At 39.8% G+C, this 19,760-nt stretch carries 17 protein-coding genes and 1 riboswitch; of the genes, 16 read left to right on the plus strand and 1 reads right to left on the minus strand.

What is annotated here, in order from left to right:
* The first annotated feature begins 399 nt into the window (after nucleotides 1-399).
* A riboswitch (SAM riboswitch) is annotated at nucleotides 400-511 on the plus strand.
* A gap of 127 nt (nucleotides 512-638) precedes the next feature.
* From ACIQZI_RS00460 to ACIQZI_RS00530, 15 genes are all read left to right on the plus strand, one after another.
* Complete coding sequence (locus tag ACIQZI_RS00460) at nucleotides 639-1,658, plus strand: methionine ABC transporter ATP-binding protein (RefSeq protein ID WP_403068004.1); 1,020 nt, start codon at nucleotides 639-641, stop codon at nucleotides 1,656-1,658.
* A 13-nt stretch (nucleotides 1,659-1,671) separates the two neighbouring features.
* Nucleotides 1,672-2,322, plus strand: coding sequence for a methionine ABC transporter permease (locus ACIQZI_RS00465; RefSeq protein ID WP_062182899.1), 651 nt, complete (start codon nucleotides 1,672-1,674; stop codon nucleotides 2,320-2,322).
* A 15-nt stretch (nucleotides 2,323-2,337) separates the two neighbouring features.
* Nucleotides 2,338-3,201: a MetQ/NlpA family ABC transporter substrate-binding protein gene (locus tag ACIQZI_RS00470; protein WP_403068007.1), complete on the plus strand. Its 864-nt coding sequence runs from the start codon at nucleotides 2,338-2,340 to the stop codon at nucleotides 3,199-3,201.
* Between the two features lie 83 nt (nucleotides 3,202-3,284).
* Entirely contained in the window at nucleotides 3,285-4,490 is a 1,206-nt protein-coding gene (locus tag ACIQZI_RS00475; RefSeq protein ID WP_062175797.1) for a M20 family metallopeptidase, read from the plus strand.
* A gap of 513 nt (nucleotides 4,491-5,003) precedes the next feature.
* Nucleotides 5,004-5,909, plus strand: coding sequence for a LysR family transcriptional regulator (locus ACIQZI_RS00480; protein WP_403068011.1), 906 nt, complete (start codon nucleotides 5,004-5,006; stop codon nucleotides 5,907-5,909).
* A 144-nt stretch (nucleotides 5,910-6,053) separates the two neighbouring features.
* Nucleotides 6,054-7,073 carry an LLM class flavin-dependent oxidoreductase gene (locus ACIQZI_RS00485; protein ID WP_403068014.1) on the plus strand — a complete coding sequence of 340 codons (1,020 nt, stop codon included), beginning with the start codon at nucleotides 6,054-6,056 and terminating at the stop codon, nucleotides 7,071-7,073.
* Between the two features lie 69 nt (nucleotides 7,074-7,142).
* Nucleotides 7,143-7,412: a glutaredoxin family protein gene (locus ACIQZI_RS00490; protein WP_062175804.1), complete on the plus strand. Its 270-nt coding sequence runs from the start codon at nucleotides 7,143-7,145 to the stop codon at nucleotides 7,410-7,412.
* A 66-nt stretch (nucleotides 7,413-7,478) separates the two neighbouring features.
* Nucleotides 7,479-8,813, plus strand: a complete 1,335-nt coding sequence (locus ACIQZI_RS00495; protein WP_403068018.1) for an LLM class flavin-dependent oxidoreductase — start codon at nucleotides 7,479-7,481, stop codon at nucleotides 8,811-8,813.
* Nucleotides 8,814-8,827: 14 nt separating this feature from the next.
* Nucleotides 8,828-10,477 carry an ABC transporter substrate-binding protein gene (locus ACIQZI_RS00500; RefSeq protein ID WP_403068020.1) on the plus strand — a complete coding sequence of 550 codons (1,650 nt, stop codon included), beginning with the start codon at nucleotides 8,828-8,830 and terminating at the stop codon, nucleotides 10,475-10,477.
* 24 nt (nucleotides 10,478-10,501) lie between these two features.
* The gene (locus ACIQZI_RS00505; protein WP_403068023.1) at nucleotides 10,502-11,434 is read left to right on the plus strand and encodes an ABC transporter permease; all 933 of its coding nucleotides are present in this window, start codon (nucleotides 10,502-10,504) and stop codon (nucleotides 11,432-11,434) included.
* 86 nt (nucleotides 11,435-11,520) lie between these two features.
* Complete coding sequence (locus tag ACIQZI_RS00510) at nucleotides 11,521-12,402, plus strand: ABC transporter permease (protein ID WP_403068026.1); 882 nt, start codon at nucleotides 11,521-11,523, stop codon at nucleotides 12,400-12,402.
* Nucleotides 12,403-12,488: 86 nt separating this feature from the next.
* Nucleotides 12,489-14,501 carry an ABC transporter ATP-binding protein gene (locus tag ACIQZI_RS00515; RefSeq protein ID WP_403068029.1) on the plus strand — a complete coding sequence of 671 codons (2,013 nt, stop codon included), beginning with the start codon at nucleotides 12,489-12,491 and terminating at the stop codon, nucleotides 14,499-14,501.
* A gap of 257 nt (nucleotides 14,502-14,758) precedes the next feature.
* The gene (locus ACIQZI_RS00520) at nucleotides 14,759-15,799 is read left to right on the plus strand and encodes an LLM class flavin-dependent oxidoreductase (RefSeq protein WP_403068032.1); all 1,041 of its coding nucleotides are present in this window, start codon (nucleotides 14,759-14,761) and stop codon (nucleotides 15,797-15,799) included.
* A 619-nt stretch (nucleotides 15,800-16,418) separates the two neighbouring features.
* Entirely contained in the window at nucleotides 16,419-17,033 is a 615-nt protein-coding gene (locus ACIQZI_RS00525) for a nitroreductase family protein (protein ID WP_403068035.1), read from the plus strand.
* Nucleotides 17,034-17,477: 444 nt separating this feature from the next.
* Nucleotides 17,478-17,630, plus strand: a complete 153-nt coding sequence (locus ACIQZI_RS00530; protein WP_403071918.1) for a thioredoxin domain-containing protein — start codon at nucleotides 17,478-17,480, stop codon at nucleotides 17,628-17,630.
* Nucleotides 17,631-17,964: 334 nt separating this feature from the next.
* On the opposite strand, the gene ACIQZI_RS00535 is transcribed toward ACIQZI_RS00530, so the two are convergent.
* Nucleotides 17,965-18,165: a hypothetical protein gene (locus tag ACIQZI_RS00535; protein ID WP_403068038.1), complete on the minus strand. Its 201-nt coding sequence runs from the start codon at nucleotides 18,163-18,165 to the stop codon at nucleotides 17,965-17,967.
* A 660-nt stretch (nucleotides 18,166-18,825) separates the two neighbouring features.
* Here ACIQZI_RS00535 and ACIQZI_RS00540 point away from each other — a divergent pair.
* On the plus strand, nucleotides 18,826-19,695 hold the full coding sequence (locus ACIQZI_RS00540) for a cation diffusion facilitator family transporter (protein WP_062175825.1): 870 nt from the start codon (nucleotides 18,826-18,828) through the stop codon (nucleotides 19,693-19,695).
* The last annotated feature ends 65 nt before the right edge of the window (nucleotides 19,696-19,760 follow it).

Raw genomic sequence — 19,760 nt, forward strand, 5'->3', positions numbered from 1 at the left:
TTAACTCATTTTATATACGATCGACAAAAAGGTGAAGTAAGTTCCTTAGTGTTTGAAAAATCTAATTGTCTTGCTTGGTTGCGAATCAAGTATCCCTGATGCTTGGAGGCAGGGGGCTTGTTTTCATAAGCAATATTTTGTATTGGATTAGATAGGAGATTGCCGAACTAACGATTCTTTTTTTTAAAACTACATTAAGACAAGATTATCTAAAAAGGGTCTGCCCTCAAATTCTATACCTCGTTTAATATGTCAGAGATAAACGGTTATAGTAAATGTGGTCAGACCCTTTCACTATGGGGTAACTTCATAGTCATAACACACAGATTTTTTAGAATTTAATTGACATTTTAAATATTAAGTTATATAGTATAGAAAATAAAATTATATATGGATAAATTCTTATCAAGAGATGTGGAGGGACTTGGCCCTATGATACCTCGGCAACAGGTTTTTACTTTTGTAAAAATACTGTGCTAATTCCAACGGACGAAAGTTTGATAGATAAGAAGAAGCCTTTGCTAGATAATTCATAGAAGTGTAATCTTTTATTTGTCTAAGTAAGCCTCTTCTGTCTAATGATGGAAGAGGCTTTTTCGTGTTACAACTTATAATAGGAACAACATGGGGGAGAGCAGATGATTGAATTTCAAAATGTGAAAAAGATGTATGAATCGAAGAAACAAACCGTTGAAGCTTTGAAAGGGATCGATTTAGTCGTTGAGAAAGGCGATATTTTCGGTGTTGTCGGCTACAGTGGTGCTGGTAAAAGTACGCTGATCCGATTAGTCAATTTACTAGAGCGTCCGTCAGAAGGGCGAATTTTGGTAAATGGCAAAGCATTGACTTCGTTAAAGCCGAAAGATTTACGAGCGGAGAAGAAGAAAATCGGGATGATTTTCCAACATTTTAATTTGCTTAATTCGAAGACGGTTTTTGATAATGTTGCGATGCCGCTGATCTTATCGGGTACCCCTGCAAAAGAAATTCATACCCGGGTAAATGAATTATTGGAATTCGTCGGCCTTTTGGGAAAAGCCAAAAATTATCCAGAGCAATTGTCTGGCGGGCAAAAGCAGCGAATCGGTATTGCACGTGCCCTAGCAACCAATCCTTCGATTCTCCTATGCGATGAAGCGACATCAGCGCTCGATCCACAAACGACAAGTGCTGTTTTGCAACTGTTAAAGAAAGTAAATCGGGAATACAACATCACGATCTTGCTGATTACCCATGAAATGTCGGTCATTCGCGAAATTTGTAATAAAGTGGCAGTCATGGAAGGTGGCAGAATTGTTGAGCAAGGTTCTGTGTTTGACGTATTTGCTAAGCCGCAAACAGAGATTGCCCAAAACTTTGTCCGAACAGTGATTCATGACGAAATTCCGCAGAGTTTTAAAAAACAGTCGGAAGGAAATCCGGTTATCTGGAAAATTAATTTTATTGGGGTGAATTCAAGCAAACCATTATTATCAACAATTGCAAAAAAATTTGATATCGATTTAAATGTTTTATCGGCAAATATTTCGGAAATCCAGGAAACGCCGTTTGGTAATTTGATTATGGAAGTGACAGGAGAAGAAAGCGAGATTAAGAAGGCATACGATTATATTCAAGCCGAAAATATTCTCGTGCAGGAGGTAAGTGTACATGAATAACACATTATGGGGCATGGAAATTACGGCAGATCAACTGTTAACTGGATTTGGTGATACGCTTTATATGGTTGCCTTCTCTCTCTTATTTTCAGTTGTGATAGGACTTCCACTGGGAATCTTACTCGTCATAACTAGGAATGGTCATATATTGGAGAATAAGTGGGTATTCAATGTATTGAACCCAGTTATTAATATATTAAGGTCTATACCGTTCATTATTTTACTAGTTGCTCTGATTCCGTTTACTAGATTCGTAGTCGGTACGGCAATTGGGACAAATGCAGCGATTGTCCCCTTGATATTTTATGCGGCGCCTTATATTGCGCGACTAGTGGAAAATTCCCTTTTGGAAGTAGACAAAGGAATTATCGAAGCGGCAGAAGCAATGGGAGCGACGACATGGCAAATTATTTTTCGCTTTTTAATTCCAGAAGGACTTAGCTCATTGGTCCTTACGTTTACAACAGCAACAATCGGTCTTGTCGGTGCTTCAGCGATGGCTGGTGCGGTTGGAGCGGGTGGAGTTGGTGACCTTGCTTTAAGTTATGGGTATCAAAGGTTCGATACGATGACGATGATTGTTACGGTTTTTGCGCTTGTGGTTATCGTTCAATTACTGCAATCAACTGGAAATATCGTGTCCAAAAAAATCAGAAGAAGATAATTGGGGGAATAAAAAATGAAAAAATTATTAATAGCGATCTTAATTCTAACGCTTGCTGTTTTGTCAGCATGTGGAAAAAACGATGTAAAAGGCAGTGCAGACGGCGAAAAAACAGTGAAAGTTGGTGTTAGTAGCGGGGATACACGAACATGGGATTATATCGTTGATATCGCTAAAGAAGAAGGGTTGAAGATCGAGCTCGTTAAATTTAATGATTATATCCAGCCGAATCTAGCATTAGCAGAAGGGGAGATTGATGCCAATTCCTTTCAAACGGTTTCTTATTTTGACGAAACTATTAAAAAGCAAAAGTTGGATTTAGAAGCAATCGGTGCGACAGTTATTGCTCCAATGGGGTTGTATTCAAAAGAATATAAGAAGCTTGAGGAACTGCCAGAAGGTGCAACAATTGCTGTACCAAATGAAGGAACGAACTTTGGACGTGCCTTATTACTTTTACAAGAAGCGGGTTTGATTACGTTAGTTGAGGATTTTGATGGAAACGGTGCATTAAATAAAATTGCAACCAATCCGAAGAACTTAAAGTTTGAAGCAGTGGCTGCTGGCAATACACCGCGATTCTTAGATGATGTGGATGCGTCTGTTATTAATAATAACTTTGCCGTGGAGGCAGGCTTGAAATTAGAGGATTCTTTATTCCATGAAAATGCTACAGCTAAACCATATATTAATATTATTGCTGTGAAAAAAGGGGATGCAGATCGTCCGGAATTACAGAAATTAGTTGAGCTTTATCAATCTAAAAAGGTAGAACAATTCATAGATGATACGTTTAAAGGAAGCCAGATTCCGGCATACGTTTCAGTAGACGAGCTAGTCAATTATAAAGATGCATGGACGAAACCTGCTGCTAAATAAATTGATACAAAATAAAGTCGAAGCCAGATAGGGATAACGAAACTTTGTCTGGCTTCTTTCTAATTAGAAGGAGGCAAGAAACGATGACTATTGTTAAGGAAGTTCACTTGCAAATCATTGAAGAAGATCTTGTACTACATGCAAATACGTATGTTGAAGCAAGTCAAAAAATTCATGCAAATCCGGAAATCGGCAACCAAGAATATTTTGCTTCTAATACGCTTACAGCTTTACTTATTAAAGCGGGCTTCGATGTGGAGCGCGATATTGCTGGTCATGAGACAGGTTTTATTGCGAGAAAAAAATCTGCCAAAGAAGGTCCGGTAATTGCTTTTCTAGCTGAGTATGATGCATTGCCAGGGCTAGGTCATGCTTGCGGTCACAATATCATTGGCACAACAAGTGTAGCAGCTGGAATTTCACTTGCAAAGGTTCTCGAAGAAACAGGTGGGGAAGTGATTGTATTTGGCACCCCTGCCGAGGAAGGTGGGCCAAATGGAAGTGCAAAAGGAAGCTATGTCAAACAAGGATTGTTTGATGGTGTCGATGCAGCTATCATGATCCATCCGTCAGGACAAACTGGCGTGACAAACCCTTTTCTTGCTGTCGATCCGCTTGAATTTCATTTTTACGGAAAAGCAGCCCATGCAGCGGCTTCACCGGATCAAGGAATCAATGCGCTCGATAGCGTCATTCAATTATTTAATGGCATTGGTGCCCTCAGGCAACAATTGCCCTCCGATGTAAAAATTCATGGCATTATTACAAACGGTGGCGATGCCCCTAATATTATCCCTGAATATGCATCAGCCCGCTTCTTTATTCGCGCTGAAACGTGGAAAAAGTGTCAGAACGTATCTGAAAAAATTCAAAATATCGCTAAAGGTGCAGCCCTTTCGACTGGCAGTACTGTTAAAATTGAACGCTTTCAAAATGAAATTTTTAATTTTATCATCAACCCGGTTTTAGATGATTTATTGGCAGAAGAGTTGACCCAATTGGGAGAGTCGATAATCCCTCGGAAAACAACTGGGTATGGCTCATCGGACGCTGGAAATGTCAGTCATGTTGTGCCGACTGCTCATCCGTTTATTAAAATCGGCCCGGATGATTTAATTGCTCACACCAATGAATTCCGTGAATGTGCGAAGTCAGATCAGGGGAATCGTGCCATCCTTACCGGTGCTAAAGCTTTGGCACATGCCGGATACAAGTTACTTACTGATCAAGAATTACTGAACAAAGTAAAAATCGCTTTTCTTGAAGCGAAGCAACAAGAGCAAGTATAAATCTGAAACGGAAAGAAAGTTCCACTTTATAAGATAATAATTGGTTTTAAATTCAAACTTGATTAATTGGTTTAATCGGAATAATATAAATGCAAGTAGACTTTTTATTTGTGTTTACTACTAGACCACTAGAGACTTTGCCCCTTAGCTGTATATATGCAAGGAGTCAAAGTCTTTTATCATTTCAGGCGAGAAGACTCTCACTTCAAGTTTCGTATGAAATTAAGTGGTGGATAGTTCAAGTGTAGAGGATAGTTAGATATTCAATCGCTGTTTGCATAGATAAACGGGTATATTTACTAAAAAGCTAGGATACGAGGATTTTAGTAAATTATATGTCTAGACAAGAACAGACGATTTGGATAGGAATGCAAAAAAGGAAGGGGTAATCCGTAATATGGCCATTTTACCCAACCTCACTTCACCAAAATGATGAATCCGCATTGGCTTTTCTGAACGCTATAAGAGTATGGCATCTTTTTTGTCTGTACTTCGGGGAAAGGAGCTTAGAAAATGAACATTGACCACATTGAATCTTTCATGTATGTTGTCCATTTCAGTAGTATTCATAAAGCAGCAGAGGCGTTGTTTTTATCACAGCCAACGGTTACGGCACGGATTAAAACACTGGAGCGGGAATTAGACATCGAATTATTTGAACGACAAGGGCGAGGGATTGTCTTGACGGAAAAAGGGAAAGAATTCGTTCCGTTCGCTGAGCAGATTATCCATACACTTCAACAAGGGAAGAAGAAATTGAAAAAAGAAACGGATCAGGATGAGGTCGTTATTGGCGCTAATCTTATTACGTCCCAATATTTTATTCCATTTGCACTGCCACTCTGGAAAAAGGCTAATCCCGGTATTCGCTTTAAATTCATTTCAGCGTCTAATGATGCTTTGATGGATCAGCTGCTCCGGAAACAAATTGATGTGGCGTTTATGAAAGAAATCGCACACAATGCGCTGCAGCAAGAACCCCTTCTTGATAATTCCGTAAGACTCGTTGTAAAACCAGGCCATCCGCTTCAATCCTCTTCGAAATTGACCGTACAGCAATTAGCAGGTGAACCAATGGTATTTTTTGAATGTGGTGCGTTTAACTGGAACCTTGTTCACAAAATGTTTGAAGTGGCGAATATTGAACCGCGCATCGAATTTCAGGTCGATCATCTTGAGGTAGCGAAATCACTGATTCAATCTGGCAATGGGATTGGTTTTTTACCTTATTTATGTATGAAAAAGGAGTTGGAGTCCGGCCAACTTGTAGAAATTAATGTGGATCACTTGCTGATGCTAAAACAACATATTCACGGAACATACTATGGGGCAGAAATTCCTTTTTTATGGGAAGACATTCTTTTATCTATCAAAAAGTTCAAAGAGAACGAATCTGCACGAGTACTTCAACCAGATTGATAGATTTTTTGAATGAATCGAATAAATCTTTCTATCACTGGAAGTATTGCCTTTTGGCTGTTGGGGGTGGTAGGATATAGTTTAGAATCTGAATTAATTATTCCTACCTGAAAAATAGGTATTAGAAATAGGAGGAAAGCGCGTATGGGTTATAAACTTGGTTTGCTAGATCAAAGTCCAATCCAAAAAGGAGCATCACCGTTTGAAGCTCTCCAGCAAACTGTACAACTCGCTCAAAAAGCGGAAGAATGGGGCTACTCACGTTTTTGGGTATCGGAGCATCATCACACGGAACAGTTGGCAGGTTCATCACCGGAAGTATTAATCTCCTATCTTCTTGCTCGAACAAATGCGATTCGTATTGGGTCAGGAGGAGTTATGCTTCAGCATTACAGCTCGTATAAAGTAGCTGAAAACTTTCATGTCCTTTCTACACTAGCTCCAGGACGGGTAGATCTCGGAATCGGAAAAGGACCAGGCGGCCTGCCGTTATCGTCAAAAGCACTTCAGTTTGGAACCGTGAATGATGGCGAAGATTTTGAAGAACGGCTCTCTTTTTTGAACCAATTGATTGAAAATTCGGTCGACGAAAACCATTCACTTGCTGGCATTCAGGCTTTACCGGTTCCGCCGGAGAAAACGGAAAATTATTTGCTTGGTGCAAGTGTAGAGAGCGCTAAATTAGCCGCTAAATATGGCTGGAATTTTGTGTTTGCTCGCTTCATTAACAGCGACATTTCCGTTCTTGAAGAAGCAGCCAATGCGTTTCATGCCAGAAACAAACGAGGGCGTCTTCTCGTGTCGGTTGCCGTTATAGCTGCCCCTTCCAAGCCGGAAGCCGAACAGCTTGCTTTGGATCACAAATTGTTTAAAGTTCATCTCAAAAGCGGCCGCACGGTAACCGTTCAGTCGGCAAAACAAGCGGAGACGTTTGGTAGTCAAGCAGGTGAGCCATATGAAGTGTCTGAACAAGAGGCTAATATCATTGCCGGAACACCGGTATTTATTAAAGAAGAGTTAGCACATCTTCATAACACATATCAAGTGGATGAGTTTATTTTGCATTCACCGGTTCAAACAAAAGAAGAACGATTCCGGACGTTTCAATTATTAAGTCCGACATATTCTGAAGAGAAAAAGAATGAAGAAGAGTATATTTTGTAACAAAGCTGTTTGATAGCCCAAACGCTCATTTAAGAAATCAAGAATTTAAAGTTAGAGGAGGAATTTATTATGTCAAAATCATTAACTGTAGTTGTATGGTCAAAAGAAGGATGTCACTATTGTGCAGAGGTAAAACAATTTTTAGAAGAAAAACAGGTGGATTATCAAACCATTGATGTGACAAATCACGATGAACGACGCGATATTTTAGAAGCTAAATATGGTATTCGTCATGTGCCTGTAGTTGAAATTGGTCAGAATGGTATGTATGAAGGGGTTACAGAAATTGGAATCAATCATCTTGAAAAGGTGCTCGCTCCATATTTACAGACTAACTGATTTTTTTACGATTAAAGCTGACTAATTTTATAAGAATAATTATAATTAGCGAGAGGGGAAATGAAAATGTCCGAACAAAGAAAATTGAGATTTGGAACGATTATCCATGGCGTTGGTGGCAATATTTCAGGATGGAGACATCCAGAAGTTCAAGGAGATGCGAGTGTAAATTTTGAATTTTATAAGTATCAAGCCCAGAAGTCAGAAGAAGCGAAATTTGATTTTGTTTTTATTGCAGATGGTTTGCATATTAATGAACAATCGATTCCCCATTTCTTAAATCGTTTTGAACCGATTTCGATTCTATCGGCTCTTGCTTCTGTTACTTCACGAATTGGTCTTGCCGGAACCCTGTCTACATCATATAGCGAACCGTTCAACGTTGCGCGGCAATTTTCTTCACTTGATCATATTAGTAAGGGACGTGCGGGATGGAATGTCGTGACATCGCCTCTGGAGAAAACGGCATTAAACTTCAGTAAAACGATTGAAGAACATCCAGATCACGCAAAACGGTACAAAATCGCTGCTGAATATATCCAAGTCACGAAAGGCTTATGGGATTCATGGGAAGATGATGCATTTGTCAGAAATAAAGAAACCGGTGTATTTTTTGATCCTGAAAAGCTCCATCAATTGAATCATAAAGGAGAATTCTTCTCTGTGGAGGGGCCGCTTAATAGTGCCCGTTCACAACAAGGGCGCCCAATCATTTTTCAAGCAGGTTCTTCGGAAGATGGTAAAAATCTTGCAGCAAAAGAAGCGGATGCTATATTTACACACCATCCTTCATTAGAAGAGGCTAAAGAATTTTATCAAGATGTCAAAAGTAGGGCGGCTGCTTTCGGACGGAATCCAGATGAGATTCTCATTTTGCCAGGGATCGGACCGATCGTCGGTAAAACGGAGGAAGAAGCGGAACAAAAATACCAAGAAATTGCGAACTTGATGACAATCGATAAGGCACTCGCCTATTTGGGAAGATATTTTGAACATCATGATTTCTCTCAATATCCATTAGATGAACCGTTCCCGGAATTGGGTGCATTAGGACAAAATAGCTTTAAAAGTGGTACAGATCGAATTAAACAAGAGGCGAAAGAGCAGAATCTGACACTTCGTCAAGTTGCACTAAGGGAAGCGACACCGCGTACTCCGTTTATTGGAACACCGTCCAAGGTAGCGGATCTTATTCAAGAGTGGTTTGAAGCCGGAGGAGCGGATGGATTTATAATTTCTTCTAGCATTCCAAGCAATCTGACAGATTTTACTGATCATGTTGTGCCTATTCTGCAAAAACGAGGACTGTTCCGGACGGAATATGAGGCCGATACATTACGAGGTAATCTCGGTTTGCCATTCCCGATCAATAGGTATGTACAAGAATCAGTAAAAAAATAATGGGAGGGATTTAAGTGAAGAAATGGCCTACTTGGACAAAAACATTAACGGTTGCCACAGCTTTTTTGCTTCTCTTAGCGGGATGTTCCAATGGAGCAAGCACGAGTAACAGTGAAAATACAAGCGGGAAGGCTGGAACTAAAGAATCAACAGGTGGTGAGCTAACCTATGCATTGGCTACATCACCGGATACATTGGATCCACATCGAAGCGGACTCGCGGTGTCTGTCCGCGCATTTAGAACGATTTTCGATAGTCTCGTTGTGCAGAAAGCCGATAATACGATTCAACCTTGGCTTGCGACAGAATGGACAGTTTCAGAAGATGGAAAAAGTTATACCTTCAAATTACGTGAAGATGTAACCTTCCACGATGGGACACCATTTAATGCGGAAGCAGTGAAATATAACTATGACCGAATTATAGATCCGGAAACGAAAGCAGCAAACGCCTTGGCACTTATTCGTCCGTATAAATCGTCAGAAGTCATTGATGAATACACGATCAAAATTAATCTTGAAACACCTTCTGCTGCTTTTCTGAGCAATTTGAGTCAGGCGTTGCTTGGAATTGTGTCACCGACAGCAGCAAAGAAGGATGGAGATCAGTTCGGCAAACATCCAGTAGGTACGGGACCGTATAAGTTTGTCAGCTGGATAGAAAATGCAGATATTCAAGTCGAAAAAAATAATGATTACAAATGGGCACCTTCCATTGTAGAAAATGATGGAGCTCCATATCTAGATAAAATTACATTTAAAATCATTCCAGAAGAAGCAACGCGAATCGGCAGTGTACAAAGCGGCCAGGTCCTTGCAGTGGAAACAGTCCCACCACAAAATATTGTGTCTTTAAAAGATGATCCCAAAACTCAATTGCTTCAAGTAAATACACTCGGCTTACCGTATACACTCTTTTTTAATCAAAGAAATAAACCATGGAATGATGTAAACGTTCGAAAAGCAGTCCAGCTTGCGATCGATGTTGATTCGATTGTTAAAACATTGTATATGGGCACTTACGAACGAGCGTGGTCGCCTCTTTCACCGGGCATGTTAGGATACGATGAATCACTTGAAAATAGTGTGAAGCCGGACCTAGATAAAGCAAATAAACTGCTGGATGAACTTGGTTATGGAAAAGGGTCGGATGGCATTCGCGAAAAAGATGGCAAAAAGCTTACTTTAAATTATGTTGATGGTTCTCCTAACCGTGAAAAAAGGAATGATATAGCCGTTATCATTCAGCAACAGTTAAAAGCGATCGGAATCGCAGTGGACATTAATATTACAAAAGATACAGCTACGGTTATCTATCAGAATGCGGATTACGATTTGTATGGAAACAGTCAAGTAAATAGTGATCCAAATTCACTGCTTGATATATACCATACATCAGATCCGGAAAAGGAAGCCGCGCGAAGAATGTTAGGTGGAGGCTCTGATCCAGAATTAGATAAATTGCTAGAACAAGGCACAATCGAACATGAGCCGGCAAAACGTGAAGAAATTTATAAAAAAGCGCAACAAATCATCATTGAAAAAGCAGTGATCATCCCCATTTACGTATTTCCATATACGGTAGCTGCATCTAAAAAAGTAAATGGCATAACATTCGATTCGTTAGGCTATCCGCTATTCAATGATGTACGTATTGGGCAATAAGAGAATGAAAAGGAGCTGGTATGTATGACATTAATCAGCAAAACGCTGGTGAGAATTGCAAATTCATTCGTATCGGTTTTAGGCTCCTTAATCCTTGTATTTTGTATCATCTATTTGCTTCCGGGGGATCCAGTACTTTCAATGATAGATCCCTCTGTCGCAACACCTGAAATGATCGAAAATTTGCGTAGGGAATTAGGGCTAGATCAACCGTTTTATGTGCAATTTGCTGAATACTTCACTGCCATTTTACATGGAGACTTTGGTCAATCCTTAATCAATAGTGATCCAGTCTTACCTAAAATTTTAATGCATTTTCCCGCTACACTTATTTTGACACTGACAAGTACCATTTTTTCGATAGTGATTGGGGTAACATTAGGTGTTCTATCCGCCATTTATCGCAATAAATGGATTGATATCTTGGCTCGTTTAGTTGGGTTGTTTGGTATTTCAATGCCAACATTTTGGTCTGGAATTTTACTTATACTGATTTTTTCTGTGAATTTGAACTGGCTTCCCGCGATGGGATCTGACGGCTGGAAAACCCTTGTATTGCCTTCTCTTGCTCTTGGTTTTGTTGGTGCGGGTTTAATAATCCGGATGGTACGAACGAGTATGCTAGAAGTGGTGAATGAGCAGTTTATCGTTACTCTTCGTGCCAAAGGGCTGTCGGAACGGGTGGTCATGTATCGTCATGCACTCCGAAATGCGCTCATTCCAGCCATTACGATTATTGGCATGAATATTGGCGAGATGATGGCTGGCACAGTCGTAATCGAAACGGTCTTTTCGAGACAGGGAATTGGGCGAATTATCGCGGATGCGATTATGGCAAAAGATTTACCTGTTATTCAAGGAGTGATATTTTTCAGTGCGATTGTCTACGTCATTATTAATCTTTTAGTTGATTTATCGTACTCAGTCATCGATCCAAGGGTACGAAGATCTCATTAAATCCTTGAAAGTGCGTGTTTATCCCGCATTAACGGGCAGTAAACCCCCACTGATGGGAGTTTTACTTGATAAAGGAGTGGCATTGGATGAAAGAGGCAGTTAATTCCAAAACGATATGGAACGCCCCGAAATGGAATTTAATCAAGCTTAAAATAAACTTGTCGGCTTCGAATTTATTCGTTTATGTAGCAGGAATGATTGTGCTGTTTATCGTGGCGTGCGCGCTATTTCCGCAGTGGATCGCACCATATTCGCCTACGTATATGCATACAGAATTTATTTTAAGTCCTCCTAGTACATTACACTTACTAGGGACGGATTATTTTGGCAGAGATGTGCTTAGTCTTGTTGTGTATGGAAGCCGAGATTCTTTAATTATTGGCGTTGTGTCCGTTTTGATTGGCGGAGGGATTGGCGGAGGATTGGGCGCGTTAGCCGGTTATGTTGGAGGCGTGGTGGATATGATCTTCATGCGCTTTACTGACATATTGATGACGATTCCGGGTATCCTGCTCGCCTTAGCCATTGCGGCTGCTCTTGGACCGAGTTTAATGAACGTTGTCTTAGCGGTTGCTGTCTCTTCAATTCCGGGATATACGCGGGTAATGCGGGGACAAATGATGAGTATAAAAAAACGGCAATTTGTGGCGGCATCCCGTTCCATTGGTACTCCCAATTGGCGCATTCTAATCTGGCATATCCTGCCGAATTCCTGGTCCCCGCTGCTTGTCATGGCAACGATTGGCCTAGGCACTTCCATATTGGTTGGTTCAGGTTTAAGCTTTCTTGGATTGGGTGTGATTAAGGAAATTCCAGACTGGGGAGCATTGCTCGCTCAAGGAAGAGGCTATTTAACAACAGGATGGTGGATTTCGACATTTCCTGGTCTGGCTATTACACTTTTTGTTCTTTCCGTAAATATAATTGGTGATAAACTCCGGGATATATATGACCCGAAAACGAAGTAGAATGATGAAGTGAAACGAACCATCAGTAAGAGGTCTATTCATCCCTCACTGATGGTTCGTTACACTGGGATAAAGGAGAGGTGCAGATGTCACAATTGCTAGATATACAGCAGCTGAAAGTCGACTTTACAACAAAAGACGGCTATCTAACAGCTATCCGGGATGTTTCTTTTCAAATTCAAGCTGGGGAAACGGTCTGCATTGTCGGAGAATCTGGAAGTGGAAAAACGGTCGCATCTAAATCAATTATGCGATTGATTGATTACGAAAATGGGAAAATAGCAGATGGGAATATTAGACTGAATGATGTTGACTTGACGCAACTTTCTCAAAGAGAGCTACGTGCCATACGTGGTAAAAAGATGGCGATGATTTTTCAAGAACCGATGGCGGCTTTCGATCCCGTGTTTACGATTGGCAACCAAATTATTGAAACGATCCTAGCACACAAACAATCGAGCAAGGAAAAAGCCAGAGAACGTGCCATTTATTTACTACAGCGTGTCGGCATATCGGACGCAGAATTACGGTTAAAGCAATATCCGAATGAGTTATCTGGAGGCATGCTGCAACGTGCAATGATTGCGATGGCACTTGCTTTGGGACCTGATTTACTGATTGCGGATGAGCCAACAACCGCATTAGATGTTACGATTCAGTCCCAAATATTGCAATTACTTCAAGAATTAAAAGCAGAGTTTGGTATGTCGATCTTATTGATTACCCATGATATGGGAATTGCGGCTGAGGTGGCAGACCGAATTATTGTAATGTACGCAGGTGGTATTGTTGAACAGGCAACAACATTACAACTATTTGAGTTGCCACATCATCCCTATACACATGGATTGCTTCAGTCTGTTACAACCATCGACAGTGATCGGAGTAAAAAGCTTTTTTCAATTGACGGCTCGATTCCAGGGTTATCGGATTTTCCATCCGGATGCCGGTTCCATCCTCGCTGCCCGTATGCGACAGAGCGCTGTTTAAATGAAGCACCTCCCTTATTGGATGTAAATAATCGGAAGTCGGCTTGCTGGTATTCAGAGGAATTAGTAAAGACTGATAGCTGGAAGAAGCCTACTTTGCAGACTACATCTGACCTACAGCGTCCTCGGAAAAAAGAGCAGCCTCGTGAAAATTTGTTTACGATTCAAGAACTTAGTAAATTTTATCCGCTAGGTAATCGTACATTCTCAGGAACTTCATCCTTTGTTAGAGCGGTGGACAATGTGTCTTTTACAATTGAAAAAGGGGAAACATTTGGCCTTGTGGGGGAATCTGGAAGTGGGAAATCGACATTAGGACGTGTTCTTTTACAGTTAGAGAAAGCGTCTGGTGGGAAAGTCTTATTTCAGGATCAAGATCTTTCGAAGTTAAGTAATAAAGACTTGCGAGAGACACGAAAGCATATGCAAATGATTTATCAGGATCCATATGGTTCTGTCAATCCTCGCTGGAAAGTTGGCGACATTATTGGCGAACCACTGCAAGTTCATCAATCGTTAAATAAAAAGGAAAAACGAATTAGAGTGCAAGAGCTCCTAGAGGCTGTTGGATTAAATAAAAACAGCTCGGAGCGCTATCCACATGAGTTTTCAGGCGGTCAGCGACAGCGGGTTGCGATTGCCAGGGCAATTGCGCTCAATCCTCAATTTATTTTAGCGGATGAAGCTGTTTCTGCACTAGACGTATCTGTTCAGGCACAAATTGTAAACTTGATGCAGGAGTTACAAGATGACCTTGATTTGACCTATTTATTTATTGCGCATGGCTTAAATATTGTCCGTCATATTTCAGATCGTATTGGGGTGATGTATTTAGGTCAGTTGGTTGAAATTGCTCCGAGCGAAGAGTTATTTAAACATCCTGCTCATCATTATACGAAGGGGCTTATCGGTTCAATCCCGATTGCTGATCCAAGGCATCAAAGAGAGCTAATTTCGATACATGGGGAAATTCCATCCCCTGCAAGCCCTCCGTCAGGCTGCCGTTTTCATACGCGTTGTCCAGCAGCAACGGCTCGTTGTCGGGAAGAACAGCCCTTATTCCATGAAATAGATAGTGGGCATTGGGCTGCCTGTCATTATCCTGCGTAATTAATATACAGGGACGATTGGAAAATAGGGAGCTTTTCCAGATAAAGTGCGTGTTCAAAAAGGAGGATAAAAAGAGCCGAGAAGTTCGAGGAGCGCATCTCGAGAACCTTTCGCGTATGTAGTAATACGTGAGGACCGGGGAGACAGAGCTTTGATGCAATTCGCAAGCTTTTTTACGGGACTTTTTGAACATCCACTTAAAGTTGGAAAGTTCTTTTTTACAATTAAGTCTTTATGATATGTGGAGGTCTTTGTAGATGAAATTTGTTTTGTTTAACCTTGTGAGCAATCACCCAAACGGTGTAACTGGAGAAATATTGACTACACAGCAAAAATTTCAACAAATATTAAATCAAGCTATTTTAGCTGAAGAGCTGGGCTTTGATGGGTATGGTGTGGGAGAGCGGCATGGTGCGCCATTCCTTTCCTCATCACCAGTAGTAATTCTTACTGCGATCGCAGCCAAGACTTCAAGAATTCGCTTGTTGACTACGGTAACAGTTCTAAGCGTGCTTGATCCAGTGCGCGTTGCTGAGGACTATGCCACACTTGATCATCTCTCAGGTGGGCGACTAGATATGATCATCGGTAAAGGCAATGACCCGCGGCATTACCCGCTCTTTGGCATTACCGAAGAGGAGCAATGGGAATCCCTTGCTGAACGATATGAACTTCTTAAGCGCTTGTGGAATGAGGAGAATGTCACTTGGAAAGGGAAATATCGCCCACCATTAAACAACGTAACTACACAGCCGAGACCGTTTCAACAGCATATCCCGGTATGGCATGGTAGCGCGTCAAGCAAGGTCTCTACAGAGCTTGCAGCGAAATATGGTGAACCCATATTCTCATCGAACACCTTTCATCCAAGGGCCAAGTACAAAGAGCTGATTGATCATTATCGCGATCGCTTTGCTTATTATGGTCATGATCCTAAAGACGCAGTTGTCGGATCTGGTGCTGGAGGTTTGTATTTGGCAAATACAACGGAAGAAGCAATGAAACGTTATCGTCCATATTATGACGTTTTTAATGGCACAGATGCAGCGAAGTTCAATCAATCACCCTTTAAAGATCTTGAAGACAATGTTAAGAACGGACCTGCTCTAGTAGGGAGCGCTGATCAAGTAATTGAGAAGATCTTAAAGTACCATGAGGCTTATGGACATCAAGTGCAAAGTATCAGTATAGATGGGTTAAGTGAAGAAGAGCAAAGAGAGCAGCTCGAGCGATTCACCACTGACGTTATGCCAGTGCTAAAACGCGAGATACCTAGCATTATATGGGCAGAAAAATAGAGAGGGGTGAGAATTTTCCTCTAATGAACTTTTTATACAACAAATTTAGGGGGAATTCATCGTGAAAAATAAAAATGTAAACGCAATGGGACTTTTATCTGATGATAGAAAAGAGCGAGTATCTTAATTTACCTGAATTGCTTTTTTTCAATGGTGCTATCACCAGTACGGAGTAAATAAAGGCATTTATAATACGATTGATAACTGTTTATATGAATTTGAAATTATCCATATTCTTTCAAGAAGAGTATATCTCTTGGCATTCCTAAGATTCGTCAAAGAAGCAGGAGCAAGCATTGATCAACATAAAGCTATTCGATTTGGAAATGGGGGACTTATAGGTAAGCTTTAAGAATTTGTAAGTATAGAAGTAAAAAGCGGTATCTCCTGATAATCATCGAATATGGAACCAATTGATCGGGGTATGAGCAGAGTAACGAAACAACGCATTTACATTCCATTTCTGTTTGGTGAATCTTTCGAATGCGCTTTCTCCCCAGAAAAGGGGAGATAAAAATGTTTACTCTTATATATTTTCTGCCTTAATATTTTAAAGAGTTACTAGAAATAGATTATGATGGAATAGTTAGTAAATTATTTAGGGAAATGAGGTTATGTAATGAGTTTAACTGTTAATCCTGTTGAGAGTCTCACAACTGAAGTTGAAGAACACCGTAAAGCAGAACATTCTGTTAGTCCCTTATTCTTAAATCGTTGGTCACCAAGATCATATTCTGAACGTAAAGTTTCAGATGAGGATTTGACAAGTATTCTTGAGGCAGCACGTTGGGCACCATCCGCCTTTAACGATCAGCCTTGGCGTTTTTTTGTAGCGAAAACGGAATCACAATTGAAAGTCTTTCATGAATTTTTATCACCATTCAATCGCATCTGGGCAGAAAAGGCTCCGGTACTTATATTGATTGCATCAATGAAAAATAGAGACAACGGCGATCCAAATGGATCTCATGCATTCGATACAGGTGCAGCTTGGGGGAATTTAGCAATCCAAGCAACAATGCTTGGATTGAGCACACATGCAATGACAGGGTTTGATAAAGAAAAAGCTCGGCAATTATTAAATGTTCCAGAAGAATTAGATATTCAAGCCGTCATTTCAGTAGGCTATCGTGGAGAAAAAGAAGCGCTTGATGAGAAATTACAAGAACGTGAAAACCCTAGTAGTAGAAAACCATTACAAGAGGTTATTTTTGAAGGAACTAAAAATGCATAACCGGAAGATGATTTCAAAATAAAGGCTATCATTGTCGGATAAAATAAGCTACTTAGTGTATAGATTTATTAAAGTATGTACACGTAAGAGGTGGAGGAGAGTGTCTCAAAAGGGTCAGAACCCAATGAGTCACCCTTCTCATTTTTATTCATATCGAATGTCATTGGATATTTTTTTAAAATGGTTTGGTTTAATATGTGGATGAAATTATTGTTCCAGATCTGGAAGAATTACCACTTGGAAAAGAGTTATCTCGCATGAACGGGTAAAGGAAGTGAAATGAAATGACTATTTCATTTATAAATGTGTTATTTCACGGTGACGAATCAAAGTTGAGTTCACTAGCTGCAGAAGCAGTATATAAACAAAGCCCAGAAAGTTATTGGACATAGCAAATACTATTCCTGACATTAATTACAAGGAGATATAGAGAACCAAACGGAGCTGGAAGAAGTAGAGAAAGACTCAAATTTAGTAAAAGAGTTTAAAGTACAATTTATACCTAGTATCATGGTGAATGGTACGATGTTAGAAGATCCTTTTGACTATGAAAAAATTAAAATCCTTATAGACCAAGAGTTAGAGGAAAGTAAATGATGAAAGAAGTAGCAAAAGGTTTAATTAATAAACAGTTATTTCTTATTACGGGAAGAAAAAGGCTAGTGTTATTTCGAATTATCACCTAAACAGAAATTTTTATTATGATAAATATTTAGAATCTATGGTTAGTGTGTTCATTTTAAAGGATAGTCTGTCGGTAGCCGTGCTAGACATTCCAATCGTGTTCTGGCTCCTTCCCTTGTGCTGGGAAGAACAAGTACAAGTGAAAGGATAGTCGTAATGTCCCCGTGTTTGTCCTCTGCAAATTATTAGTGCTGCAAAACCCACCTCGGCAATGGTCTGAAGTGGATTTTTAGCAGTTCAATATTTTTCAATTATCTGGTTTTGGATCCACACGATCAACATCACGTTTCGAAAGAAAATAGGTCAGGACGCCTGATAAGAGTGCCCCTCCTGCGATAATCAGTATACGCGTTTGAAGCTGTATCGCTGAATAATCTTTTCCAAGTTTCCAAGTCGCTAAGATCGTAACACCAATCATAACCAGTATAACAAGGTTGAATCGTTTCATAATGCCACCACCTTTATTAAATCACTTCCAGTATTGTATCACATCCCTCCTTGTCCGCATCCACCTTCGATGTCGGTTGTTTTGCCAGTGGCACTGACGGGGTAACTGAATAACGGTTCCCCTCAATGCTACTGGCATTTGATTGAGTTCGCTTAATGTCAGATATGCCATTGATTTCATAACTATCCCATTTTTAGCTTGAACGTAATTAGTGTGTGTATGGTTCTTGTGAAAAAATTTAATAATGAAAAAGGGCAATTTCGATTTGAATTGTTTTTTTCTTATAGAAGATAGGGTTATGTATGTGTTTAATAATATAAAAAAGTTTCAATAATCGGGCGCATATCCTGTCTAAGGATTAGCGTCCTTTTTTTGCATGAAAGGACCATTTAATAGAATAAGACTCTCGAACAAAATTAGAAATTTATATTAATGTTAGAATGGCTTTTGGGGATTTGTCCTTCAATTATAGTGGCTAGATAGTGTGGTATTAGATAAATTGACAGTACAGACTAATAAGGTAAATTAGTAGAAAGTTTTTTCCTTATGCAACTTACTTGTAGAGTGCTTACTTGTATAAAACTATACAAAAAGATTGCTCTAGACCCACCCATATTTTAGTTGTTATCATAGTCAGGTGCTTAATGGGGGGCAATGAGAATGGAAGAACAAAAGTATAATGATCTTAAATTAGGCGAACGTGGAGCAATCATTAGTATTATTGCGTACATATGTCTTTCTATCATAAAATTAGTTATTGGATATATGAGTGACTCGGCTGCTTTGAAAGCAGATGGTCTAAACAATACAACCGATATCATTGCATCTATTGCTGTACTCATCGGACTCAGACTTTCACAAAGACCACCTGATAAAGATCACGGGTATGGACATTGGAAAAGTGAAACCATTGCATCAATGGTCGCTTCTTTTATTATGGTAGCAGTGGGTCTACAAGTGTTGATTGATGCTATCACCTCTATGTTTCAAGGAGTAAAGGAGTCACCTGATATTATGGCAGCTTATGTAGGTGTTTTTTCTGCACTAGCCATGTATTTTGTATATCGTTACAACAAAAAATTAGCTATTAAAATTAATAGTAAAGCCGTTATGGCAGCGGCAAAAGATAACATTTCAGATGCTTGGGTGAGTATAGGAACAGCAGTAGGTATATTCGGTTCTCAATTAAATATGCCTTGGCTTGATACGATAACTGCCATTATTGTAGGACTAATAATATGTAAAACAGCTTGGGATATCTTTAAACAAGCTTCTCATGAACTTTCAGATGGATTTGATGAAAATAAGATTCAACTTTATCAGGATGTAATCACAAAAGTGGATGGAGTGAAAGGCATAAAAGAAATTAAAGGGAGAAATTACGGGAATAATGAAGTAATAGATGTTGTGATCCTTGTTAATTCTACGTTAGATATTAAAGAGGCTCATGATATAGCTACCCACGTTGAAAAAGTCATGATAAAAGATTATGGAGTATACGATGTGCATGTCCATGTAGAGCCAAATTAGCTAACAATTTAATGTTAGCTTGTTTTACTTCTACTTATAGCTTTTTCCTTGTTCAACTATCGAGC

It is taken from the genome of Peribacillus sp. NPDC096379 (assembly GCF_044762875.1).
Taxonomy (GTDB): domain Bacteria; phylum Bacillota; class Bacilli; order Bacillales; family DSM-1321; genus Peribacillus.